Raw genomic sequence first — 17,038 nt, 5'->3', positions numbered from 1 at the left:
CAGCCCAGCCCAGGTAGCTTGAACCTTCAAGGCTACGCCACGTTCGTGGTGGTTTACCCAAGTGCGATCAGCGTTCGGAAGCTCGCACGGTTACCGCCTCAGCGGTGATGAATGCCCACTACCTCATGTCTGCTAACCACTACCGCAGACGTTCCTCAGCTGCACCGTTATTCCCCCCAGACGCATCGTTCTGATCGTCATCGGCTTGCCAGTGGTGAGTCGTTCATCGCTCTTCTTCACCTTACCCACCCTGACGGGGGCTCACTTCCCCATCAGGGACTGTGCGTCGCCGCTTCCCCTTGAAACAGGAGAACCACCATGGCCCACGCCAACCAATCCAAAGAAATGAACACTTACTTCAACCTGCACACCGTCGGTATCGGCTACCTCAACCGTGTTCGTGAAGTCCAAGTCCGCCGCGGCCAACCATTCATGGCCTGCGATATAGCAGCCCTGCACGGTGCCACCGATGCGGTGGAGTACACCCGCTTCGACTGCAAAGTCGCTGGGGGTGAAGCTGAACGCTTAATTCGTCTCTATATGGACGCCGTCAACGCCGAGAAAAAGGTCTTGCTGTCGTTCCGTATCGGCGACCTGTGGATCGATCCGTTTCTCTATGAGAAAGGCGAGAAACAAGGCCAACCGGGCGCCAGCCTGAAAGGTCGTTTGCTGTTCATCGACTGGATCAAGGTCAACGGCACGTTCGAATACAAAGCGCCCGCCAGGCAGGAAGCAACAGCACCTGCTGAGCAAGCGCCAAACAGTGAACCATCTCCAACATCGGCTGATGCCGAAGTTGAGGAGGCCGAAAACCCAATAGAGGCTCGGGTTGAACCTGAAACCCAATCCTCTCCACGCACGGTTCACCGTGACGCCTCCCGTACTGCTCAGTCTGCCTGAACAGTCCTCGATGTTTCTCACCAAGGCGCTCCCTCGAGCGCCTTTTCTTCAATCCGCACAGGAGAACCCTCATGGAATCCTTCTGGCTTTGCGACGACTGCCTGTTCGCTGCGGCTTACGAGGACTACAGCACGTTATCGTTGTATCACTCGCAGGATGAGGTCGAACAACGCATCGCCGCGATACATCGTGGGCTGGTTCGGTTGATGCCAATCAGTGCCGACTTCGATCCCGAAGCCGGCTGGGGAATAAGAGCCTTTTCTCCATTGCCTTGCGACGGCTGTGGTTCACATCTACACGGCAAACGCCACCGATTCACTCGGCTGTAAACAACACGTCACCTGCTAACGCCCACGACTCCACACCCACCTTGGGGATACCACTCCCCTCGGGCGTGTACCCCCTGATTGTTCCCTTCGGAGGTACCGCCATGAGCACCCAACTCACACTGATCGAGACTTCGTATTTCGAGACTGATCGCATTGTCCAAGAAAATCGGCTGATCGACGAAGCGCTGCGTATTCTGGATCGTCGGCTGTTCGCCCGCGGCCCTATCCTGACGTCGCCTGACACCGTGACCTCGTACCTAAAACTGCACCTTGCGCAACAAGAGCATGAAGTCTTCGGTGTGATCTTTCTCGATGCCAAGCACCGGGTGCTGGCATTCGAAGTCCTCTTTCACGGCAGCATTGATGGCGCCAGCGTTTACCCCCGCCAAGTCGTTAAGCGTTCCCTAGCGCATAACGCTGCGGCCGCCATTTTGGTTCACAACCATCCCTCGGGTTGTACAGAACCCAGCCAGGCGGATCGCGTCTTGACCGCACGGCTGAAGGAGGCCTTGGCCTTGATCGAAGTGCGTGTATTGGATCACTTCATCGTGGGTGAAGGTCGTCCACTTTCTCTTGCCGAACATGGCTGGCTTTAACCCTCACAGGCGTCTTCGGGCGCCTTGTCCATTATCATTCTGGAGAACCTTCATGTACCCCACACACCAAGCTGCGGCCTCAAACCCATTTGCTCGCGGTTACGACAACCTTCATATCGAACGGCTGCTACTGATCACCTACGAAGACGACTGCCCTCCCTGCTTTCGACCAGTGCATGACGCACAAACCCATCTGCCCGACGACGAGCTGCAACTGTTCCCCTGCCTGTTCAATGACGATTTCGCCGTGATCAGCGAAGGCCAATCCATTTCGGATGATTTGGATGAACGCTGCCAGTCCACCGGGCTGGTGCGCCAAGTAATCTACGCTGTGATGGGCGAAATGCTCAACGAGCGGCATCACCTCGGTGATCTGTACTCCCTGGAAGAGGCACAAGCCATAGTCCATCGCTTGAGCTTCGAAACGGGACACTACAGTCGAGCCTGGGAAATCAGCACCGCACACCTTCCCGAAGAAGCGATGCTTTATCTGGAGGAGTAGGTCAGTCACTTCGCTCTGCGGCAAACCGGCCTCTTGTTCGAGCTTTTTACGCTGCCAGATTGCTGCGGTATCGGTTGCAAACTGATCGGCACGCCATGGACGGACGAGAACTTGCTGAACATTGAGGGCAATCGTTATTCGAGCTTGAGACAAGAGCAACTCGACGCAGGCACACCGGAAGCCTTGGTCAACGTACTGTATCTGGCGGCATTGGCGGATGTGCGATTGTTGATCTTCGACCCCGACGCTGCCGTCTTGGATGGGCTCGCCATTTTCGATGAATAGCAACGTGTTCAGTGTTAACACGACCCGTCTTGAATCAACTTTCTCACTGAATCGCTCCTTCACCTCATGTCAGGTTCTGCACTGAATCTGATATGAGGATTTTTCCATGGAGCGTTTTTTCACGCCTGTCTGCCTGCTGGGTTTGTTGAGCGCCTGCACCGCGCCAATCCCCAACCCATTGCCGACCCATCCAGCGATCGACAGCGGCTCCAATCGAGCCCAGCTTTCGAGGGGCACAGCGGAAGGAAACCATCCGGGAGATCTCCGTTATGGCCGCTATACGCTGGTCAGCACCGAACCCACCACGGAACAACGCTATCTTCTCGCTCAAATCATTGAAGTGAACATCCCGTCCAGCCTAAACCCCTCAGTGCAGGATGCGTTGCAGTACGTATTGCAGCGCTCGGGCTATTCGCTCTGCCCCGTTACTGCGTCGGTGAAGTTGCTGTTTACCCGGCCTCTGCCTGCAGCCCATTACCGGCTTGGTCCAATCCCTTTGCGCCGCGCGCTACAAGTGCTGGCTGGCCCCGCCTGGCAACTCACGACCGATGAAGTCAGCCGTTCGGTCTGCTTCGAACAGCAGAAAACGGATGCCGGTGTCGCGCTGATTACACCCGTCTTGCCCCATCAATCGGAGGCGCGGTCATGAAAGCCTCAACGTTTCAAACCCTCATCATCGGGCTCCTTTGCCTGGCGGTCGCCGGGCTGAGCGGTGGTTTGTATAACCAGTATCAACGCATGGCAAAACTGCAGAGCACGGACACGCAATACCGACAAACTTTGGACACCCTGCAACATGATTCAAGCGTCCTCAAGGATGCACAAGAGAAGCTGCAGTACGCGCTGAAAGACCTGAAGCAGATGGTCGATACTAGTGAGCAACAGGCCAATACCCTCGATCCGATGCTGGATCAGTGGGCGCAAGAAATACAGGAACTGCGCGATGGTCTGGCAGCCCGCGCCACCGTGGCAGAACTGACAGCGCTGCGCGCACACCTTGAACAGGTCGAGCAGCAGTTCCAGGAGCACAAGACCCAGCCATCACCCCCACCGCCGTCGCCTTCCGCGACTAAACCGAAAAAGACCGCTCGCCCCAAGCCCGTCCCGCTCTCGCCACCGTTCTCGGTGTTGGGGGTCGAATCCCGTGGTGGTGAGCGCTTTTTGGCAGTCGCACCTCATGACAGTCGCTCTCTCATAGATGTTCGGCTGCTGCATAGCGGCGAGCAGCTCGGAGCCTGGTACCTGAAAGTGCTGGAGCCGAACTCAGCCATCTTCGCGGTGGCCGCTCAGCCAGACCAGACCGTGCACCTCCCTTGAGAAGCGATCATGAACAGAGCGCTACTGCCCACCGTCGTCTGTCTCGCTTCGCTACTGGCCATGGACGCTGCGATGGGCAACCCCGTCACGACACAGTCACAGACCCAGGACACGCAGTCTGCTCCGCTGGGGCGCTCTGACTCTGAACAGGCAGCGAGCTGGGGCCTGACGGGGCAGGAGTGGACGCGCTTCGAACAGATCCAATCCGGCCCACGCGGTTTCTGGAGCCCGAACCTCGATCCGTTGACCGCGCTCGGGGTTGAGGCCCAGACCGACCAAGAGCGCCAGCGCTATGCCGAATTACAGGTAGCGCTGGAAGCCAAACGCGCCGAGCGCGAGTTGGCCTACCAAAACGCTTACGCCGCGGCCTGGGCCAAGCTGTTTCCCGGGCTGCTACCGATCCAGGGCATGGCATCCCCGCCCCCTATCAGCTCAGCGGCCGCGCCGCGCCAGGCTCTATTTGTGGAGGACCACTGCTCAGCGTGTACCGCCGAAGCCCAGCGTCTGCAAAGCAGCGACACGGCGTTCGATATCTACCTGGTGGGCAGCCAAGGCGAAGATGAACGCGTCCGTAGCTGGGCTCGGCAAGCGGGCATCGATCCCGTCAAGGTTCAACGCCGGCAGATCACCCTGAACCATGACCGTGGTCGCTGGTTCAGCCTGGGTGCCCCGGGACCAATGCCTGCCACATTTCAACAGGTGAATGGACAATGGCAACGCCTCGACTGAGTGGTCTTGCGCTGGTGCTGACGGTGCTCGCCGTCCAGGCCGACCAACTTCCGCCTCCGGCCTATCAATTGGCGGCGCATGACGCCGACATCCCTTCTATGGTGCTATTCGCAATTGCCCTGCAGGAGAGTGGTATCCACGTCCGTGGTCGATTGCTGCCCTGGCCCTGGACCCTGAACATCGCCGGAATACCCTACCGCTTCGCCACTCGCCAGGTCGCCTGTCACGCCTTACTTCAGGCGCTCGCGCGACATGACGCCAAGCGGGTCGATGTCGGTCTTGGACAAACCAACCTGGGTTACCACGGGCAACGTTATTCCAGCCCCTGCGAAGCCCTTGACCCTTACCGAAATCTCGCCGTGACCGCCGCGCTGTTGCAGGAGCATCACGCCACCACCGGTGATTGGGTATCAGCTGCCGGCCGATATCACCGCCCGGCAGGAGGAACGCCGGCCGCGCGTTACCGCGCCGGCTTTTCCCGGCAACTCGAACGGTTGCTGGTTTCTTTCAAACAGGGCACACCACCATGAAGCGAATCCCCATCGCCTGTTATTTCATCCTGCTTTTGGTATCTTTCGCCCAGCCGGAACTGACCGTAGCCGGGGATCAGCCTAGCGACTTCACCCGACACCATTTTCAAGTTGCCAGGCCGCTAATAAACAACAAGATCCAGCCTGATCGGGCCATGCATGCGGACCTGTCCACGTTTGCCGATGAAGCCTGGATACTGCCCATCCGTAGCCCCCACTTGAGCCCCGGCCAGATCACGTATCGCGCCCTGAACATGCCGGGCTTGCGGCCATTTTTTCTGGTCGGTGACGATCCCCTGTCGCTGACTTGGCTGCGTCAGCGCGCTGCTGAACTGCAGGAAATGGGCGCGGCTGGCCTCGCCGTCGAAGTAGCCGACACTGAAGCCCTGGCCCGAATTCGCGCAGCCGCTCCAGACATCACCATCCTGCCGGTCAACGGCAACGACATCGCCACCCGCCTGCAGATTTTGCACTACCCCGTCTTGATCACCGCCACCTCATTGGGACAGTGAGTCAGGTCATGGCCGAGCATGCGATGGAGTCCAAGCTCCGGCCAGCGGTCGAGTTGTACACCGTAACAATCTGCATCGCCGCCGCGGTGTTGTGCGTGTACTCGCCCTGGGCCGTGGCCCTGTCACCCGAGATCGGGCAGGTTGCGGCGCTGGCCTATACCCTGTTCGGCCTGATCCGCCTGCGACAAGCCTGGGAGGTGTTGCGCTATCGGCGCAATATCCGCCGGCTGCCCCGCTACGAGCTGACCAGCCGGCAGATTCCGGTCAGTCGTAAGCGTTTGTTCATGGGTCGCGGCTTTCGCTGGACCCGCCTGCACACCCAGCGCTTGGTCGAGGCCCAGGATCCGACGGTCGCCCATTATGTCGACCAACCGACCCACTACCGGCTGGCCCGTGAACTCGAACGGCGCCTGGAGCATGCACCGTTTCCGCTCTCGATACTGGCCCGTGTCACCGCCTGGGACAGTGCCTTCAATCCGTTGCGCCCTTTACCCCCAGTCGGTGGCTCGCCTCTGTTGCATGGGGTCGAGCCCAACGAAACGGAAGTCAGTCTGCCGCTGGGCGAACGGGTCGGACACACCCTGGTGCTGGGCACTACCCGTGTCGGCAAGACGCGACTCGCCGAGGTGTACATCACCCAGGACATTCACCGCGTCGAACATGAGGTGGTCATCGTCTTCGATCCGAAGGGCGATGCCGACCTGCTCAAACGCATGTACGTCGAAGCCAAACGGGCCGGTCGGGAAAAGGAATTCTATGTTTTCCATCTAGGCTGGCCAGAGATCTCCGCGCGTTACAACGCGGTGGGACGTTTCGGGCGCATCTCGGAGGTAGCATCGCGCATCGCTGGGCAACTCAGTGGCGAAGGCAACTCCGCAGCCTTTCGCGAGTTCGCCTGGCGCTTTGTCAACATCATTGCCCGGGCTTTGATCGAGTTGGGCCGGCGCCCAGACTACCTGCAGATCCAGCGACATGTGGTCAATATAGACGCGCTGTTCATCGAATACGCTCAGCAGTTTTTCGCCAAGACCGATCCGAAAGCCTGGGAAGTGATCGTCCAACTGGAAGGCAAACTCACTGAGAAGAACATTCCCCGGCATATGGTGGGACGCGAAAAGCGTGTGGTGGCCATCGAACAGTACCTGGCGGTGAAACGGGTATTCGATCCGGTGCTGGATGGACTGCGCTCGGCAGTACGTTACGACCGCACCTACTTCGACAAAATCGTTGCTTCGCTGCTGCCGCTGCTGGAGAAACTCACCACCGGCAAGACCGCCCAACTGCTGGCCCCCAACTACACCGACCTAGATGACCCGCGACCAATCTTCGACTGGATGCAGATCATTCGCAAACGCGGCATCGTTTACGTCGGCCTGGATGCGCTGACCGACGCCGAAGTCGCAGCCGCTGTGGGCAACTCCATGTTCGCTGATTTGGTCTCGGTCGCGGGCCACATCTACAAACATGGCATTGACCACGGCCTGCCCCCATCAGGCAGCAGCAGTGACAAGCTGCCGATAAACCTGCACGCTGATGAGTTCAACGAATTGATGGGCGATGAGTTCATCCCCCTGATCAACAAGGGTGGCGGCGCCGGTATCCAGGTAACCGCCTACACCCAGACCCTCAGCGATATCGAAGCACGTATCGGCAACCGCGCCAAAGCTGGCCAGGTGATTGGCAACTTCAACACCCTGCAGATGCTCCGCGTGCGCGAAACCGCCACCGCTGAACTGCTCACCCAGCAGTTACCCAAGGTTAACGTGCTGACCAAGACCCTGATGTCGGGTGCGACGGACACATCCGATCCGGACGCCAACACGGACTTCACCTCGTCCTCCCAGGACCGTGTCAGCAGCACCAGTGTGCCGCTGATCGAGCCTGCTCATATCGTCAGTTTGCCCAAGGGGCAAATGTTCTCCTTCCAGGCCGGTGGGCAGCTCTGGAAAGTCCGCATGCCGTTGCCAAAACCCTCCAACGTCGACGCCATGCCCAAGGACCTACAGGAACTCACTCAACGGATGCGGGCGGCCTATAACGCGCAGGCGGGGCAATGGTGGAGCGCAAGCGGTGGCGGCCCAACTACCAACTTCGATCTGGATCAGGTGGGGTAGCCCTACCCCACAACAGGTTTCGATTCAGCAGAAAACGATCCAGGAGACGTATTGCCCACATCAACTCTGCAGCGCGCAATGGGGTGAACTATGGCGACTTCCACCCAGAACACGCCGCCACAACCGATCCAGCGTCCGGGATTGATCATCTCGGCGATCAGCCTAGTCCTGCGCATCATCGGTTTGCTGATTGCCTCGTTGCTGTTCTCGATCCTCATCGAGTTCGCCGGGCTGCTACTGTTCTGGGGTGATCAGGGCTGGCGGCATAGTCAGGCTATGCTAACCAGTGAGTTGGGCTGGCTCAGCGAGCACTTCAAAGCTTCACTTCTCATCCAACAGCCTGGGAAAACAATTGTCCAGTGGCTGGAGCTCCTCAATCAGTGGCTGCTGGTCAAGACTGGCTTTGAGGATTTTGCCCGGCAGGCGCGGGTTTCGGGCCAGGGCAATGGCTTCTGGAGCTGGGCGAATCAGCTCTACGTGAGCATTGAGGATTTCGTACTGGCGGCGGTGTATGTGACCTTTACCTTCGTAGTGCGCCTAACCATCTTGGCTCTGGCCACACCGCTATTTTTGTTGGCCTCGTTCACCGGTTTTGTCGATGGTTTGATGCGCCGCGACCTGCGCAAGTTTGGAGCCGGGCGAGAAAGCAGTTTTGTCTATCACCGAGCTAAACGAGCAGTGATACCCCTGCTGCTCGTGCCCTGGATCATGTATCTGTCCCTGCCCTTTTCGCTCAATCCTATGGCCGTCTTTTTGCCTTGCGCGATGATGCTCGGAATAACGACAGCCATCACCGCGGCGACGTTTAAAAAATACATTTAATAAAATGTAACGCTGACGTGTTAAACCATTCCGGTGAATTTAGCCAAAATCGCGACGACATAACCGCCAATAATAGACAAACCAACAATACCCAACGGCCGCTGCCACCAATCACCGCTAGGGGACGGCGGCATAGACTGCTGATAAAAATTGATCTGCCCGATCTGATTTGCGTTGACTTGGGTGGCTGCTCCATTTTGCATCGAGTTGCGCCACTGAGCTTCCTCAAGACGTTCGAATTGAACCTGAACACGCCTCTTGAGTTGGCTAGCGGAAAGGAGAATTTGCTTTCCAATAATCATCACACCCAGCAAACCGAAAAACAGCAAATTTCCATAGCTGAGCGGGTTTTCCTGGCTGAGGGTAGGCGCGTGCTCCCATACAAAACCGATGTAGGGTGATGTGACCTGGTAAACATCGGCTACTAAATTTTGCACAACCCCTCCCAAATGCCCAAAAAATTTTGTGCTCGCGAGAGTCTCTGCTTGATGGTGCAGAAAAATCAACGATGAAACCAAATAAAATAGCCCCCCGAAGACCATCAAGGAGAAGCCCACGGCCTGTCGAATACGGTACCGCCGAATTGCTTGTTGGATGTTCACTCTCTGCTATCACTCTTCGTTAACTGATTTCGTCCGCGCTTATCTGCGCCCCGCTAACAATGCTGTTAGCGGAATCAAAAGTTAACGGCTACTAATCGTTTTTCATGAGTAACCAATGCTGTACTTGCGGTCCAATCGTGTCATTTTTCCGCGTTTCGTAGCTCTCGATACGGTGTTCGAACTCGCTCCACGATCAGAGACTGTATCGAAATAAAATGACGCAGCGTGTTTCGTGTTTCTTACTGCTGAGTCCTGGACGTTAGTTGAATGCTGGCCCCATCTCCAAATGGGCTATCCACATGCCGACTACATTTTTCCGAATCTGCCTACTGCTCATATTGATGACGTTCCATAGCGGCGGCTATGCCGCATCTGCTCATGAGCGCGAGCAGCTCAGCCTAGTTCAGCAGCAGGTCGACACTATTGAGCGCCTTGCGGCGCAAGCTAAGGTAGCCAGGACCTCCGAACCAAACGAACGCTATCGCTTCGACTATCCCCGCCTGTCTCAGGACATCCAACGCATTCGCCAAGGAATGCAGAACTATCTGTCGCCCTCCCGTGCTCAACCTCACGACGCTGGTGAGCTGGTCGGCGATTACCGCCTCGACATCCCGTCCGTGGAACCGTCGCCATGAGCATGACCGACGCTCAGACCGCAGCGTTCCAAAACGCCTCCGGTTTCTCGGCACAGAGCAGTTCGACACTCTGGTTGTCCCTGGTTCTCGTCCTGGCTTTGCTCTGGTGCACCTGGGTGATGTGGACGGCTTACCGGGGCTGGGCCACCGGCAGTGTGCGCTTCGGCGCGTTTGGCGGCAGCGCCGCACGTGTTTTGCTCGCTCTACTAGTCCTGATGTTCTTCACGCTGTCCTAATCCAGGAGATCACTGCCATGCTCAAGTGCTTTACCCCTCTAAAAAACAACCTGCGTGATCGTGCCAGCCAGCGCTTGATCGGCCTGCTGTTGGTGCTCGGCCCAAGCCTGGCTTTTGCCGAGCTTCCCACCATGGAGGCTCCTTCGCGTGGTGAAGGTTCCGGGTTGATCGAGACGATCAAAAACTACGCCTATGACGGCGGCATCCTGCTCGGTTTGTTGATCGCCCTGCTCGCTTTTCTCGGGGTGGCTTGGCATTCCCTAACTGTCTATGCCGACGTGCAGAACCAGCGCAAGACCTGGAAGGACCTCGGCGCGGTGGTCGGCATCGGCGCCCTGTTGGTGGTGATCATCATCTGGTTCCTGACCAAGGCCGCCGCGATTCTGTGAGGTCGACATGAACGACACTATCGAACGCCTTGCCGACGGCACCTTGGTCTTTCTGCCGGAGCGACTCAACCGCGATCCTGCCGTACTGCGCGGTTTGACCAATGATGAGATGTGGGTAGCTCTCGGCACTGGCGCCGCCATTGGCCTGCTGCTGGGCGTTCCTCTAGGGATCGTCACCTCGTCTATTGCCGTTGCGCCGACCAGCATGATCGCAAGCATGGCGCTGGTGTTATTTGCCGGTGGTACGCTTTTGCGTCGGGCCAAACGGGCTCGCCCCGAGACCTGGTTGTACCGCAAGCTCGAATGGATACTCGCCAGCCGTTGGCGCCTGGGGCGCGGAAGTTTGATTCTCCACTCCGGCGCCTGGACGATTCGCCGTTCGCGTCGACTGCGCCCTGCCCTGTCCCGGTGGCAACCATGAATCGTTTTCGGAACAAGGTGGATGCCCAACACGCCCACATCTTCAGCCTGCGTCTGGCGGTAGTGATTCTGGCCCTGGTCTGTGCCGGACTTTGGTATGGCTGGCGCTCGGCACCGACCGATCTGACGGTGCATGTCCCCCCGGATCTGCGCTCGGGCAGCACTCGCAAGTGGTGGGATGTCCCCCCAGAGAATGTCTATGCCTTTGCCCTGTACATCTTTGGCCAACTCAACCGCTGGCCTTCGGATGGCGAGCAGGATTATCGCCGCGCCATCTATGGCTTGCAGTCCTACCTGACACCCGCCTGCAAGGCCTTCCTCGACGGTGATTATGAGTACCGCAAGGCCGCCGGCGAGCTGCGCCAGCGGGTGCGTGGCGTCTACGAAATTCTGGGCCGAGGCTACAGCGAAGATCCGGAACTCAGGGTCAAGCAACTCGACCGCGACAGCTGGCTGGTCAAGCTCGATCTCAATGCCGATGAATATTACGCCGCCGAACCGGTGAAACGGGTGGTGGTGCGGTATCCATTGCGCGTGGTGCGTTTTGATCTGGACGCCGAACGCAATAAGTGGGGGCTGGCACTGGATTGTTATCAGGGCACTCCGCAAAAAATCTCCCTGCCTGGAGGTGAGCCATGAAGCGGATTTCTACCTTGGGACTGACCGTTGCACTGATGCTATCGGGAGCTGTAGCGCAGGCCGTCGAGCTGATGCACTGGGAACGCCTCCCCCTCGCGGTCCCGCTGGTGATCAATCAGGAACGAGTGGTCTTTATCGATGAGGCTGTTCGCGTCGGTGTGCCCTCAACCCTGACCGGCAAGCTGCGTGTGCAATCAACCGGCGGCACGCTGTACCTGCGAGCGTCGGAAGCCATTGCACCGACCCGACTGCAGCTGCAATCGGTCACGACGGGCGAGATCATCCTCCTGGATATCGCGGCCACTCCCGGCGATCAACCGCTGGAGCCCGTACGTATTCTCAAGAATGCTCAGGGGCAAGCTACCGAGGCTGAATCTAGCACCGTCCCTGTTCCAGAACGCACACCGATCCCGGTCGCTTTGACGCGCTACGCCGCGCAAAGCCTGTACGCGCCGCTGCGCACCGTGGAGTCCCTGCCCGGTGTACGCCGCGTCCCGCTCAAGCTGCGTACCGAACTGCCGACCCTGCTGTCGACCGAAAACGTGTCCAGCACACCCATCGCCGTCTGGCGACTCGGTGATTACTGGGTGACGGCGGTGAAATTGCGCAATCGTGGTTCAGAGACGGTGCAACTCGATCCACGTCGACTTCAGGCCAAGCTGTTCGCCGCGGCCTTCCAGCATGCTTTCCTCGGGCCTGTCGGCAGCGCTGAAGACACCACGATCGCCTACCTTGTCACCCGCGGTGCCGGCCTCGAGCAAGCCGTGCTGCTACCGCCCGTTGCGCGAGGTGCTGACGATGAAAGCTAACGCCTTGCTCAAATGGCTGGTACCGGCTGCGCTGCTGGGCGTGGTACTGATCATCCTGAAAACCTGGGTCCCGGGTGGCAGCACACCTTCTCCAGAGCACCCAGTTGATCAGGGCAATATTCAATTATCCGCCGAGCAAGCCAAGTCGCTCGGCATTGCGGGCGATACCCCACGCGATACGGTCGCCACCCTGGTCGGCCAGGTGAAGGCCATGCGCAGCGACATGCTCGGTTTGAAGAAACACAATGACTCACTGCAGACGGAAAACAACCGCCTACGCGAGCGGGAAAACAGTGTCGATTCGCGTATCCAGACCGCGCTTGGCAGTGTGACCCAGCAGGTCGACGAAGGCCGCCGCCAAGCCAACGAGGCCCGACTCAAAGCGGAACAAGACAGTCGTCAGGCTCGCGGCCTGCTCACGCAATTGCAGGATCAGTTGTCGGGGCTGACCGGCAAAGGCAAGGATATGCCAATCGGATTGGGGCTCGAGCCTGGCGACGGTGCTCAGTTTGACGGACAGCATCCTGCCAATGATGCGCTGCAGTGGATTGAACCCTCGGATGCTTCGGGCACCGACACCCGAGGCAAAACCAAGACCTCCTCCCTCGCATTGAGTCTGCCTACCGCCTTCAACTCACTGGAAGGCTTGAAAGACAATCCTATTGATCGCAGCCAGAAACAGCTACGTGCAGTCACCAAGGGTGAGCGTGACCTGACGCGATCCGTTGACCGAACCGAAGGGGCGAAGCCGGTCTACACCATCCCCGAAAACGCGACATTGATGGGCTCAGTCGCCATGACCGCGCTGATCGGCCGCGTCCCGGTGGACGGCACTGTGAATGATCCCTATCCCTTCAAAGTGCTGGTCGGCCCTGAGAACCTGACCGCCAACGGCATCGACCTGCCAGACGTCGCGGGTGCCGTAATGAGCGGCACCGCGTCCGGTGACTGGACCCTGTCTTGCGTACGTGGACAGGTCAAGTCAATCACCTTTGTGTTTACCGATGGCACCATCCGCACGGTACCTCAGCCGAAAGCAGTAGCCAGCCGCACTGCCTCCACCACCCAGAGCTCAAACACCGACAAGATCCGCGGCGGACTCGGTTACCTGTCCGATCCGTATGGCATTCCTTGCATCGCTGGCGAGCGCCGCTCGAACGCTCAGCAATACCTCGGCAGCCAGAGCCTGATCACTGCCGCCGGCGCCGGTGTCGCCGCCCTGCTCGGGGATGAGCGGAACAACAGCAGCGTGATCAGTTCAGGCGGCAGTACCCTCGGGGTCACCAGTAGCAGTGGCAACAGCGCGCTGAATTCAATTCTCAGCGGCGGGGTCAGCGACATCCGCGAGTGGGTCAACAAGCTGTATGGCGAAGCCTTTGCTGCCGTGTACGTGCCACCGGCAGCACAAGTCGCGCTGCACCTCGACCATGAGATCACCATCGACTACGAGCCCAAGGGCCGGAGCGTTCGCCATGAAAAAGACCATGCCTCCCTGCCTGACCTGGATTAGCGTGTTCTGCTGGGTCCTGGCGGGGTGCTCCACCGACAAGGAGACGCTTCTGCCCCATGGAGAGCAAACCATGCTGGACATCTGGAACGGCGCCGGTTCGCAAGGCACTCAGCAGCAACTGCTGGATGCTCGGCAGCAGTTACGCCGCCCGTTGGCTCAAGCAGATTTCTCCTTTTCTCTCCAGGAACCGTACACTCGCACAGCGGCGAACGAGATCCGCAACCTGTTCCCTCGCTTGCCCAATCCCGATCTGGTGCTGTACGTGTATCCGCATCTGAGTGGTACCGAGCAGGCACCGATCCCAGGTTACTCGACCGTCTTTCCGTTCTACCAACGTGTGCAGTACGCATTACCTGGTGAACGTCAGGAAGACCTGTAGTGCGTAGCGGCGATTCGGGCAATCGCACTCCCACGTGGAAAGGCTGGCGCAATCCATTGCGCCCTCGCGCGACCTTGGCCGATGAGGCCGCACTCTATGCGCACAACCCCAGCTTCACCGATTACCTGCCTTGGGTCGAATACCTCGACACTGAGCAGTGTTTTCTACTGGATGACAATCGCTCGGTGGGTGCGGTGTTCGAGTTGCTGCCCATCGGCACCGAAGGGCGCGAACCCGATTGGCTGATGGCGGTCCGCGACGCCCTCGAAGACGCCCTGCAAGATAGCTTTGACGAGCTGGATCAAGCGCCTTGGGTGGCGCAGTTTTTCTGTCAAGACGACAACGACTTCACACCCTACCTGACCCAGCTCACCGATTATATTCAGAACAGCGCGCGAGGTACGGTCTTCACCGAGGCGTATTTGCAGCTCAGCCGCCGTCATCTGAAGGCCATCGCCAAGCCCGGTGGTCTGTTTGAGGATCAGGTGGTGACGCGCCTGCCCTGGCGCGGCAATAACCGACGGGTGCGTCTGGTGGTCTATCGCTGGCTTGAATCTGACGCTGAGGAGACGGGACTCACCCCGGTGCAATCCCTGCAACAGGCTTGCGAACGTATCCGTGCTTCGTTGCAGGCGTGCGGGGTGCACTCAACGCGAGTCGATGGCCGAGGTCTGTATGCCTGGTTATTGCCCTGGTTCAATCCGGCCCCCAGGCTCACTGATGAAGCGCCCGAAAATTTCTACCGCCGCGTGGCCTATCCGGAGTCGGGTGACGGTGAGTCGCTGGATCTGCCCTTCGATCATGACTTTGCCGAACGGCTGTTCTTCAACGAACCGCGTTCGGATGTGCAGCACGGACTTTGGTTTTTCGACGATCAACCCCACCGGGTGATAGTGGTGGACAAACTGCGGCGGGCACCATCGATTGGTCAACTCACCGGCGAAACCCGCAAGGGTGACGCGGTGAATGCGCTGTTCGACCAGTTACCCGAAGGTACGGTGACGAGTCTGACCTTAATGGTCAAACCACAGGATGTACTCGAGGATCAGTTGAACCGCCTAGCTCGCAAAGCCATCGGTGAAAACCTGGCCTCGACCCAGACTCGTCAGGATGTCGAAGAGGCTCGCGCGATCATCGGCCGCCAGCACAAGCTGTACCGAGGAACCCTGGCGTTCTACGTACGCGGTCACGATGAACAGCAATTGCACCAGCGCTCGGTCAGCCTGGCCAACGCGCTGTTGGGCGCGGGGCTGCAACCGGTAAGTGAAGGCGATGAGGTCGCCGCCTGCAACAGCTACCTGCGTTGGTTACCGATGGCTTACAACCCGGCCCGCGACACGCGTAACTGGTACACCCGCCTGATGTTCGCCCAGCACCTGGCGAACCTGGTTCCGGTCTGGGGCCGCAGCACCGGCACCGGCCACCCGGGCATCACCCTGTTCAACCGCGGCGGCTCGCCATTGAGCTTCGACCCATTGTCACGCCTGGATCGGGCCATGAACGGTCATCTGCTGTTGTTCGGCCCCACCGGTGCCGGGAAGTCGGCGACCTTGGTCACCCTACTGATGCAGGTCATGGCCGTGTACCGCCCTCGCCTGTTTATCGTAGAGGCCGGCAACTCATTCGGCTTGCAGGGAGACTACTTCGCGACACAGGGCCTGTCGGTCAACAAGGTCCAATTGAAACCTGGCGCCTCGGTCAGTCTCGCCCCGTTCGCCGATGCTTGGCGCCTGGTCGAGCAGCCGGATCAGGTGGCGAGTCTGTCGATCGATGAGCTGGACGATGAGGTGGTAACCAGTCACGAAGACCAGCGCGATGTTCTCGGCGAACTGGAAATCACTGCCCGCCTGATGATCACCGGCGGCGAGGCCAAAGAAGAGGCGCGCCTGAGTCGAGCCGATCGCAGCTTGATCCGCGAGTGCATTCTCGATGCGGCGCAGACCTGCGTCGCGGCGGGTCGCCAGGTACTGACCCGCGACGTACGCGACGCCTTGCTGGGCGTCGCCGCCGACCCGCACTTGCCGGAGAAACGTCGCGAGCGTGCCCAGGAAATGGGCGAGTCCATCGACCTATTTTGCCAGGGTTTCGAGGGTGAACTGTTCGATCGCGAAGGCACGCCTTGGCCCGAGAGCGATGTGACCATTGTCGACCTTGCCACTTACGCGCGCGAAGGCTACGAGGCACAGATGTCCATCAGCTACATCAGCTTGATGAACACCGTGAACAACCTCGCCGAGCGCGACCAGTACCTGGGCCGACCGATCATCATGGTCACCGACGAGGGTCATATCATCACCAAGAACCCGTTGCTGGCGCCGTTCGTGGTCAAGGGGACGAAGATGTGGCGCAAGCTCGGCGCTTGGTTCTGGCTGGCGACGCAGAACCTTGCTGATTTTCCCACGGCTGCGCAGACCATGCTCAACATGATCGAATGGTGGATTTGTTTGAATATGCCGCCCGCGGAAATCGAAGAAATCGCACGGTTCAAGAAGCTTTCACCTGCGCAGAAAGCCCTGTTGCTCTCCGCCAGCAAAGAGCCGGGGAAATACACCGAGGGAGTGGTGCTGTCGAAAAAGCTCGAGACGCTGTTTCGAGCCGTGCCACCCAGTCTTTACCTCGCCTTGGCCATGACAGAGCCCGAGGAAAAAGCCGAACGCTGGACACTGATGCAGGAGAATGGCTGTTCGGAGTTGGAAGCGGCTTACCGGGTAGCTGAACGGATCGATAGCGCACGAGGAATAGAGCCCATATAAGGGAGGTGTGGCGCTCCCAGCTTGGCCAAT

Annotated in this window: 20 protein-coding genes and 1 pseudogene; 20 read left to right on the top strand and 1 reads right to left on the bottom strand. The window is 59.0% G+C overall.

The window, feature by feature from the left end; all coding sequences use genetic code 11:
• The first annotated feature begins 318 nt into the window (after window positions 1–318).
• From RGV33_RS11400 to RGV33_RS11350, 11 genes and pseudogenes are all read left to right on the top strand, one after another.
• Window positions 319–900 (top strand): STY4534 family ICE replication protein, encoded by a 582-nt coding sequence (locus RGV33_RS11400; protein ID WP_090406444.1) that lies wholly within the window; start codon window positions 319–321, stop codon window positions 898–900.
• A gap of 71 nt (window positions 901–971) precedes the next feature.
• Window positions 972–1,229, top strand: coding sequence for a hypothetical protein (locus tag RGV33_RS11395; RefSeq protein WP_090406447.1), 258 nt, complete (start codon window positions 972–974; stop codon window positions 1,227–1,229).
• Between the two features lie 101 nt (window positions 1,230–1,330).
• Window positions 1,331–1,825 carry a RadC family protein gene (gene radC / locus RGV33_RS11390; RefSeq protein ID WP_322144329.1) on the top strand — a complete coding sequence of 165 codons (495 nt, stop codon included), beginning with the start codon at window positions 1,331–1,333 and terminating at the stop codon, window positions 1,823–1,825.
• A gap of 52 nt (window positions 1,826–1,877) precedes the next feature.
• Window positions 1,878–2,612: pseudogene (locus tag RGV33_RS11385) on the top strand (ABC transporter substrate-binding protein).
• 106 nt (window positions 2,613–2,718) lie between these two features.
• Window positions 2,719–3,261 carry a PilL N-terminal domain-containing protein gene (locus RGV33_RS11380; RefSeq protein WP_322144328.1) on the top strand — a complete coding sequence of 181 codons (543 nt, stop codon included), beginning with the start codon at window positions 2,719–2,721 and terminating at the stop codon, window positions 3,259–3,261.
• A complete protein-coding gene (locus RGV33_RS11375; protein ID WP_322144327.1) occupies window positions 3,258–3,929 on the top strand; it encodes a chemotaxis protein in 672 nt (223 codons plus the stop codon). The genes RGV33_RS11380 and RGV33_RS11375 overlap by 4 nt, the downstream gene beginning before the upstream one ends.
• A gap of 9 nt (window positions 3,930–3,938) precedes the next feature.
• Window positions 3,939–4,658 (top strand): TIGR03759 family integrating conjugative element protein, encoded by a 720-nt coding sequence (locus RGV33_RS11370; protein ID WP_169868544.1) that lies wholly within the window; start codon window positions 3,939–3,941, stop codon window positions 4,656–4,658.
• Window positions 4,640–5,188 (top strand): lytic transglycosylase, encoded by a 549-nt coding sequence (locus tag RGV33_RS11365; RefSeq protein WP_322144326.1) that lies wholly within the window; start codon window positions 4,640–4,642, stop codon window positions 5,186–5,188. The genes RGV33_RS11370 and RGV33_RS11365 overlap by 19 nt, the downstream gene beginning before the upstream one ends.
• The gene (locus RGV33_RS11360) at window positions 5,185–5,700 is read left to right on the top strand and encodes an integrating conjugative element protein (protein WP_020300898.1); all 516 of its coding nucleotides are present in this window, start codon (window positions 5,185–5,187) and stop codon (window positions 5,698–5,700) included. The genes RGV33_RS11365 and RGV33_RS11360 overlap by 4 nt, the downstream gene beginning before the upstream one ends.
• An 8-nt stretch (window positions 5,701–5,708) precedes the next feature.
• Entirely contained in the window at window positions 5,709–7,814 is a 2,106-nt protein-coding gene (gene traD, locus RGV33_RS11355; protein ID WP_322144325.1) for a type IV conjugative transfer system coupling protein TraD, read from the top strand.
• A gap of 90 nt (window positions 7,815–7,904) precedes the next feature.
• Window positions 7,905–8,636 carry a TIGR03747 family integrating conjugative element membrane protein gene (locus tag RGV33_RS11350; protein WP_020300900.1) on the top strand — a complete coding sequence of 244 codons (732 nt, stop codon included), beginning with the start codon at window positions 7,905–7,907 and terminating at the stop codon, window positions 8,634–8,636.
• 20 nt (window positions 8,637–8,656) lie between these two features.
• Here the strand turns inward: RGV33_RS11350 and RGV33_RS11345 are convergent, their stop codons facing one another.
• The gene (locus RGV33_RS11345; RefSeq protein ID WP_020300901.1) at window positions 8,657–9,238 is read right to left on the bottom strand and encodes a hypothetical protein; all 582 of its coding nucleotides are present in this window, start codon (window positions 9,236–9,238) and stop codon (window positions 8,657–8,659) included.
• A gap of 299 nt (window positions 9,239–9,537) precedes the next feature.
• On the opposite strand from RGV33_RS11345, the gene RGV33_RS11340 reads away from it, so the two are divergent.
• Genes RGV33_RS11340 through RGV33_RS11300 form a run of 9 tightly spaced genes read left to right on the top strand, consistent with a single transcriptional unit; the run spans window position 9,538 to window position 17,008 of the window.
• Window positions 9,538–9,873 carry an RAQPRD family integrative conjugative element protein gene (locus tag RGV33_RS11340; protein WP_020300902.1) on the top strand — a complete coding sequence of 112 codons (336 nt, stop codon included), beginning with the start codon at window positions 9,538–9,540 and terminating at the stop codon, window positions 9,871–9,873.
• Window positions 9,870–10,109, top strand: coding sequence for a TIGR03758 family integrating conjugative element protein (locus RGV33_RS11335; RefSeq protein ID WP_020300903.1), 240 nt, complete (start codon window positions 9,870–9,872; stop codon window positions 10,107–10,109). The genes RGV33_RS11340 and RGV33_RS11335 overlap by 4 nt, the downstream gene beginning before the upstream one ends.
• 17 nt (window positions 10,110–10,126) lie before the next feature.
• A complete protein-coding gene (locus RGV33_RS11330) occupies window positions 10,127–10,498 on the top strand; it encodes a TIGR03745 family integrating conjugative element membrane protein (protein WP_020300904.1) in 372 nt (123 codons plus the stop codon).
• Window positions 10,499–10,505: 7 nt separating this feature from the next.
• Entirely contained in the window at window positions 10,506–10,919 is a 414-nt protein-coding gene (locus RGV33_RS11325; RefSeq protein ID WP_126586985.1) for a TIGR03750 family conjugal transfer protein, read from the top strand.
• Window positions 10,916–11,557: a PFL_4703 family integrating conjugative element protein gene (locus RGV33_RS11320; RefSeq protein ID WP_322144324.1), complete on the top strand. Its 642-nt coding sequence runs from the start codon at window positions 10,916–10,918 to the stop codon at window positions 11,555–11,557. Before RGV33_RS11325 ends, RGV33_RS11320 begins: the two co-directional genes overlap by 4 nt.
• Window positions 11,554–12,366 (top strand): TIGR03749 family integrating conjugative element protein, encoded by an 813-nt coding sequence (locus RGV33_RS11315; protein WP_322144323.1) that lies wholly within the window; start codon window positions 11,554–11,556, stop codon window positions 12,364–12,366. Before RGV33_RS11320 ends, RGV33_RS11315 begins: the two co-directional genes overlap by 4 nt.
• A complete protein-coding gene (locus tag RGV33_RS11310) occupies window positions 12,356–13,876 on the top strand; it encodes a TIGR03752 family integrating conjugative element protein (protein ID WP_322148659.1) in 1,521 nt (506 codons plus the stop codon). Before RGV33_RS11315 ends, RGV33_RS11310 begins: the two co-directional genes overlap by 11 nt.
• Complete coding sequence (locus RGV33_RS11305) at window positions 13,839–14,255, top strand: TIGR03751 family conjugal transfer lipoprotein (protein ID WP_032903625.1); 417 nt, start codon at window positions 13,839–13,841, stop codon at window positions 14,253–14,255. The genes RGV33_RS11310 and RGV33_RS11305 overlap by 38 nt, the downstream gene beginning before the upstream one ends.
• A complete protein-coding gene (locus RGV33_RS11300; RefSeq protein ID WP_273879537.1) occupies window positions 14,255–17,008 on the top strand; it encodes a conjugative transfer ATPase in 2,754 nt (917 codons plus the stop codon). The genes RGV33_RS11305 and RGV33_RS11300 overlap by 1 nt, the downstream gene beginning before the upstream one ends.
• The last annotated feature ends 30 nt before the right edge of the window (window positions 17,009–17,038 follow it).

Source organism: Pseudomonas sp. Bout1 (genome assembly GCF_034314165.1).
GTDB lineage: Bacteria > Pseudomonadota > Gammaproteobacteria > Pseudomonadales > Pseudomonadaceae > Aquipseudomonas.
This window is presented reverse-complemented; position numbering and strand designations above follow the sequence as displayed.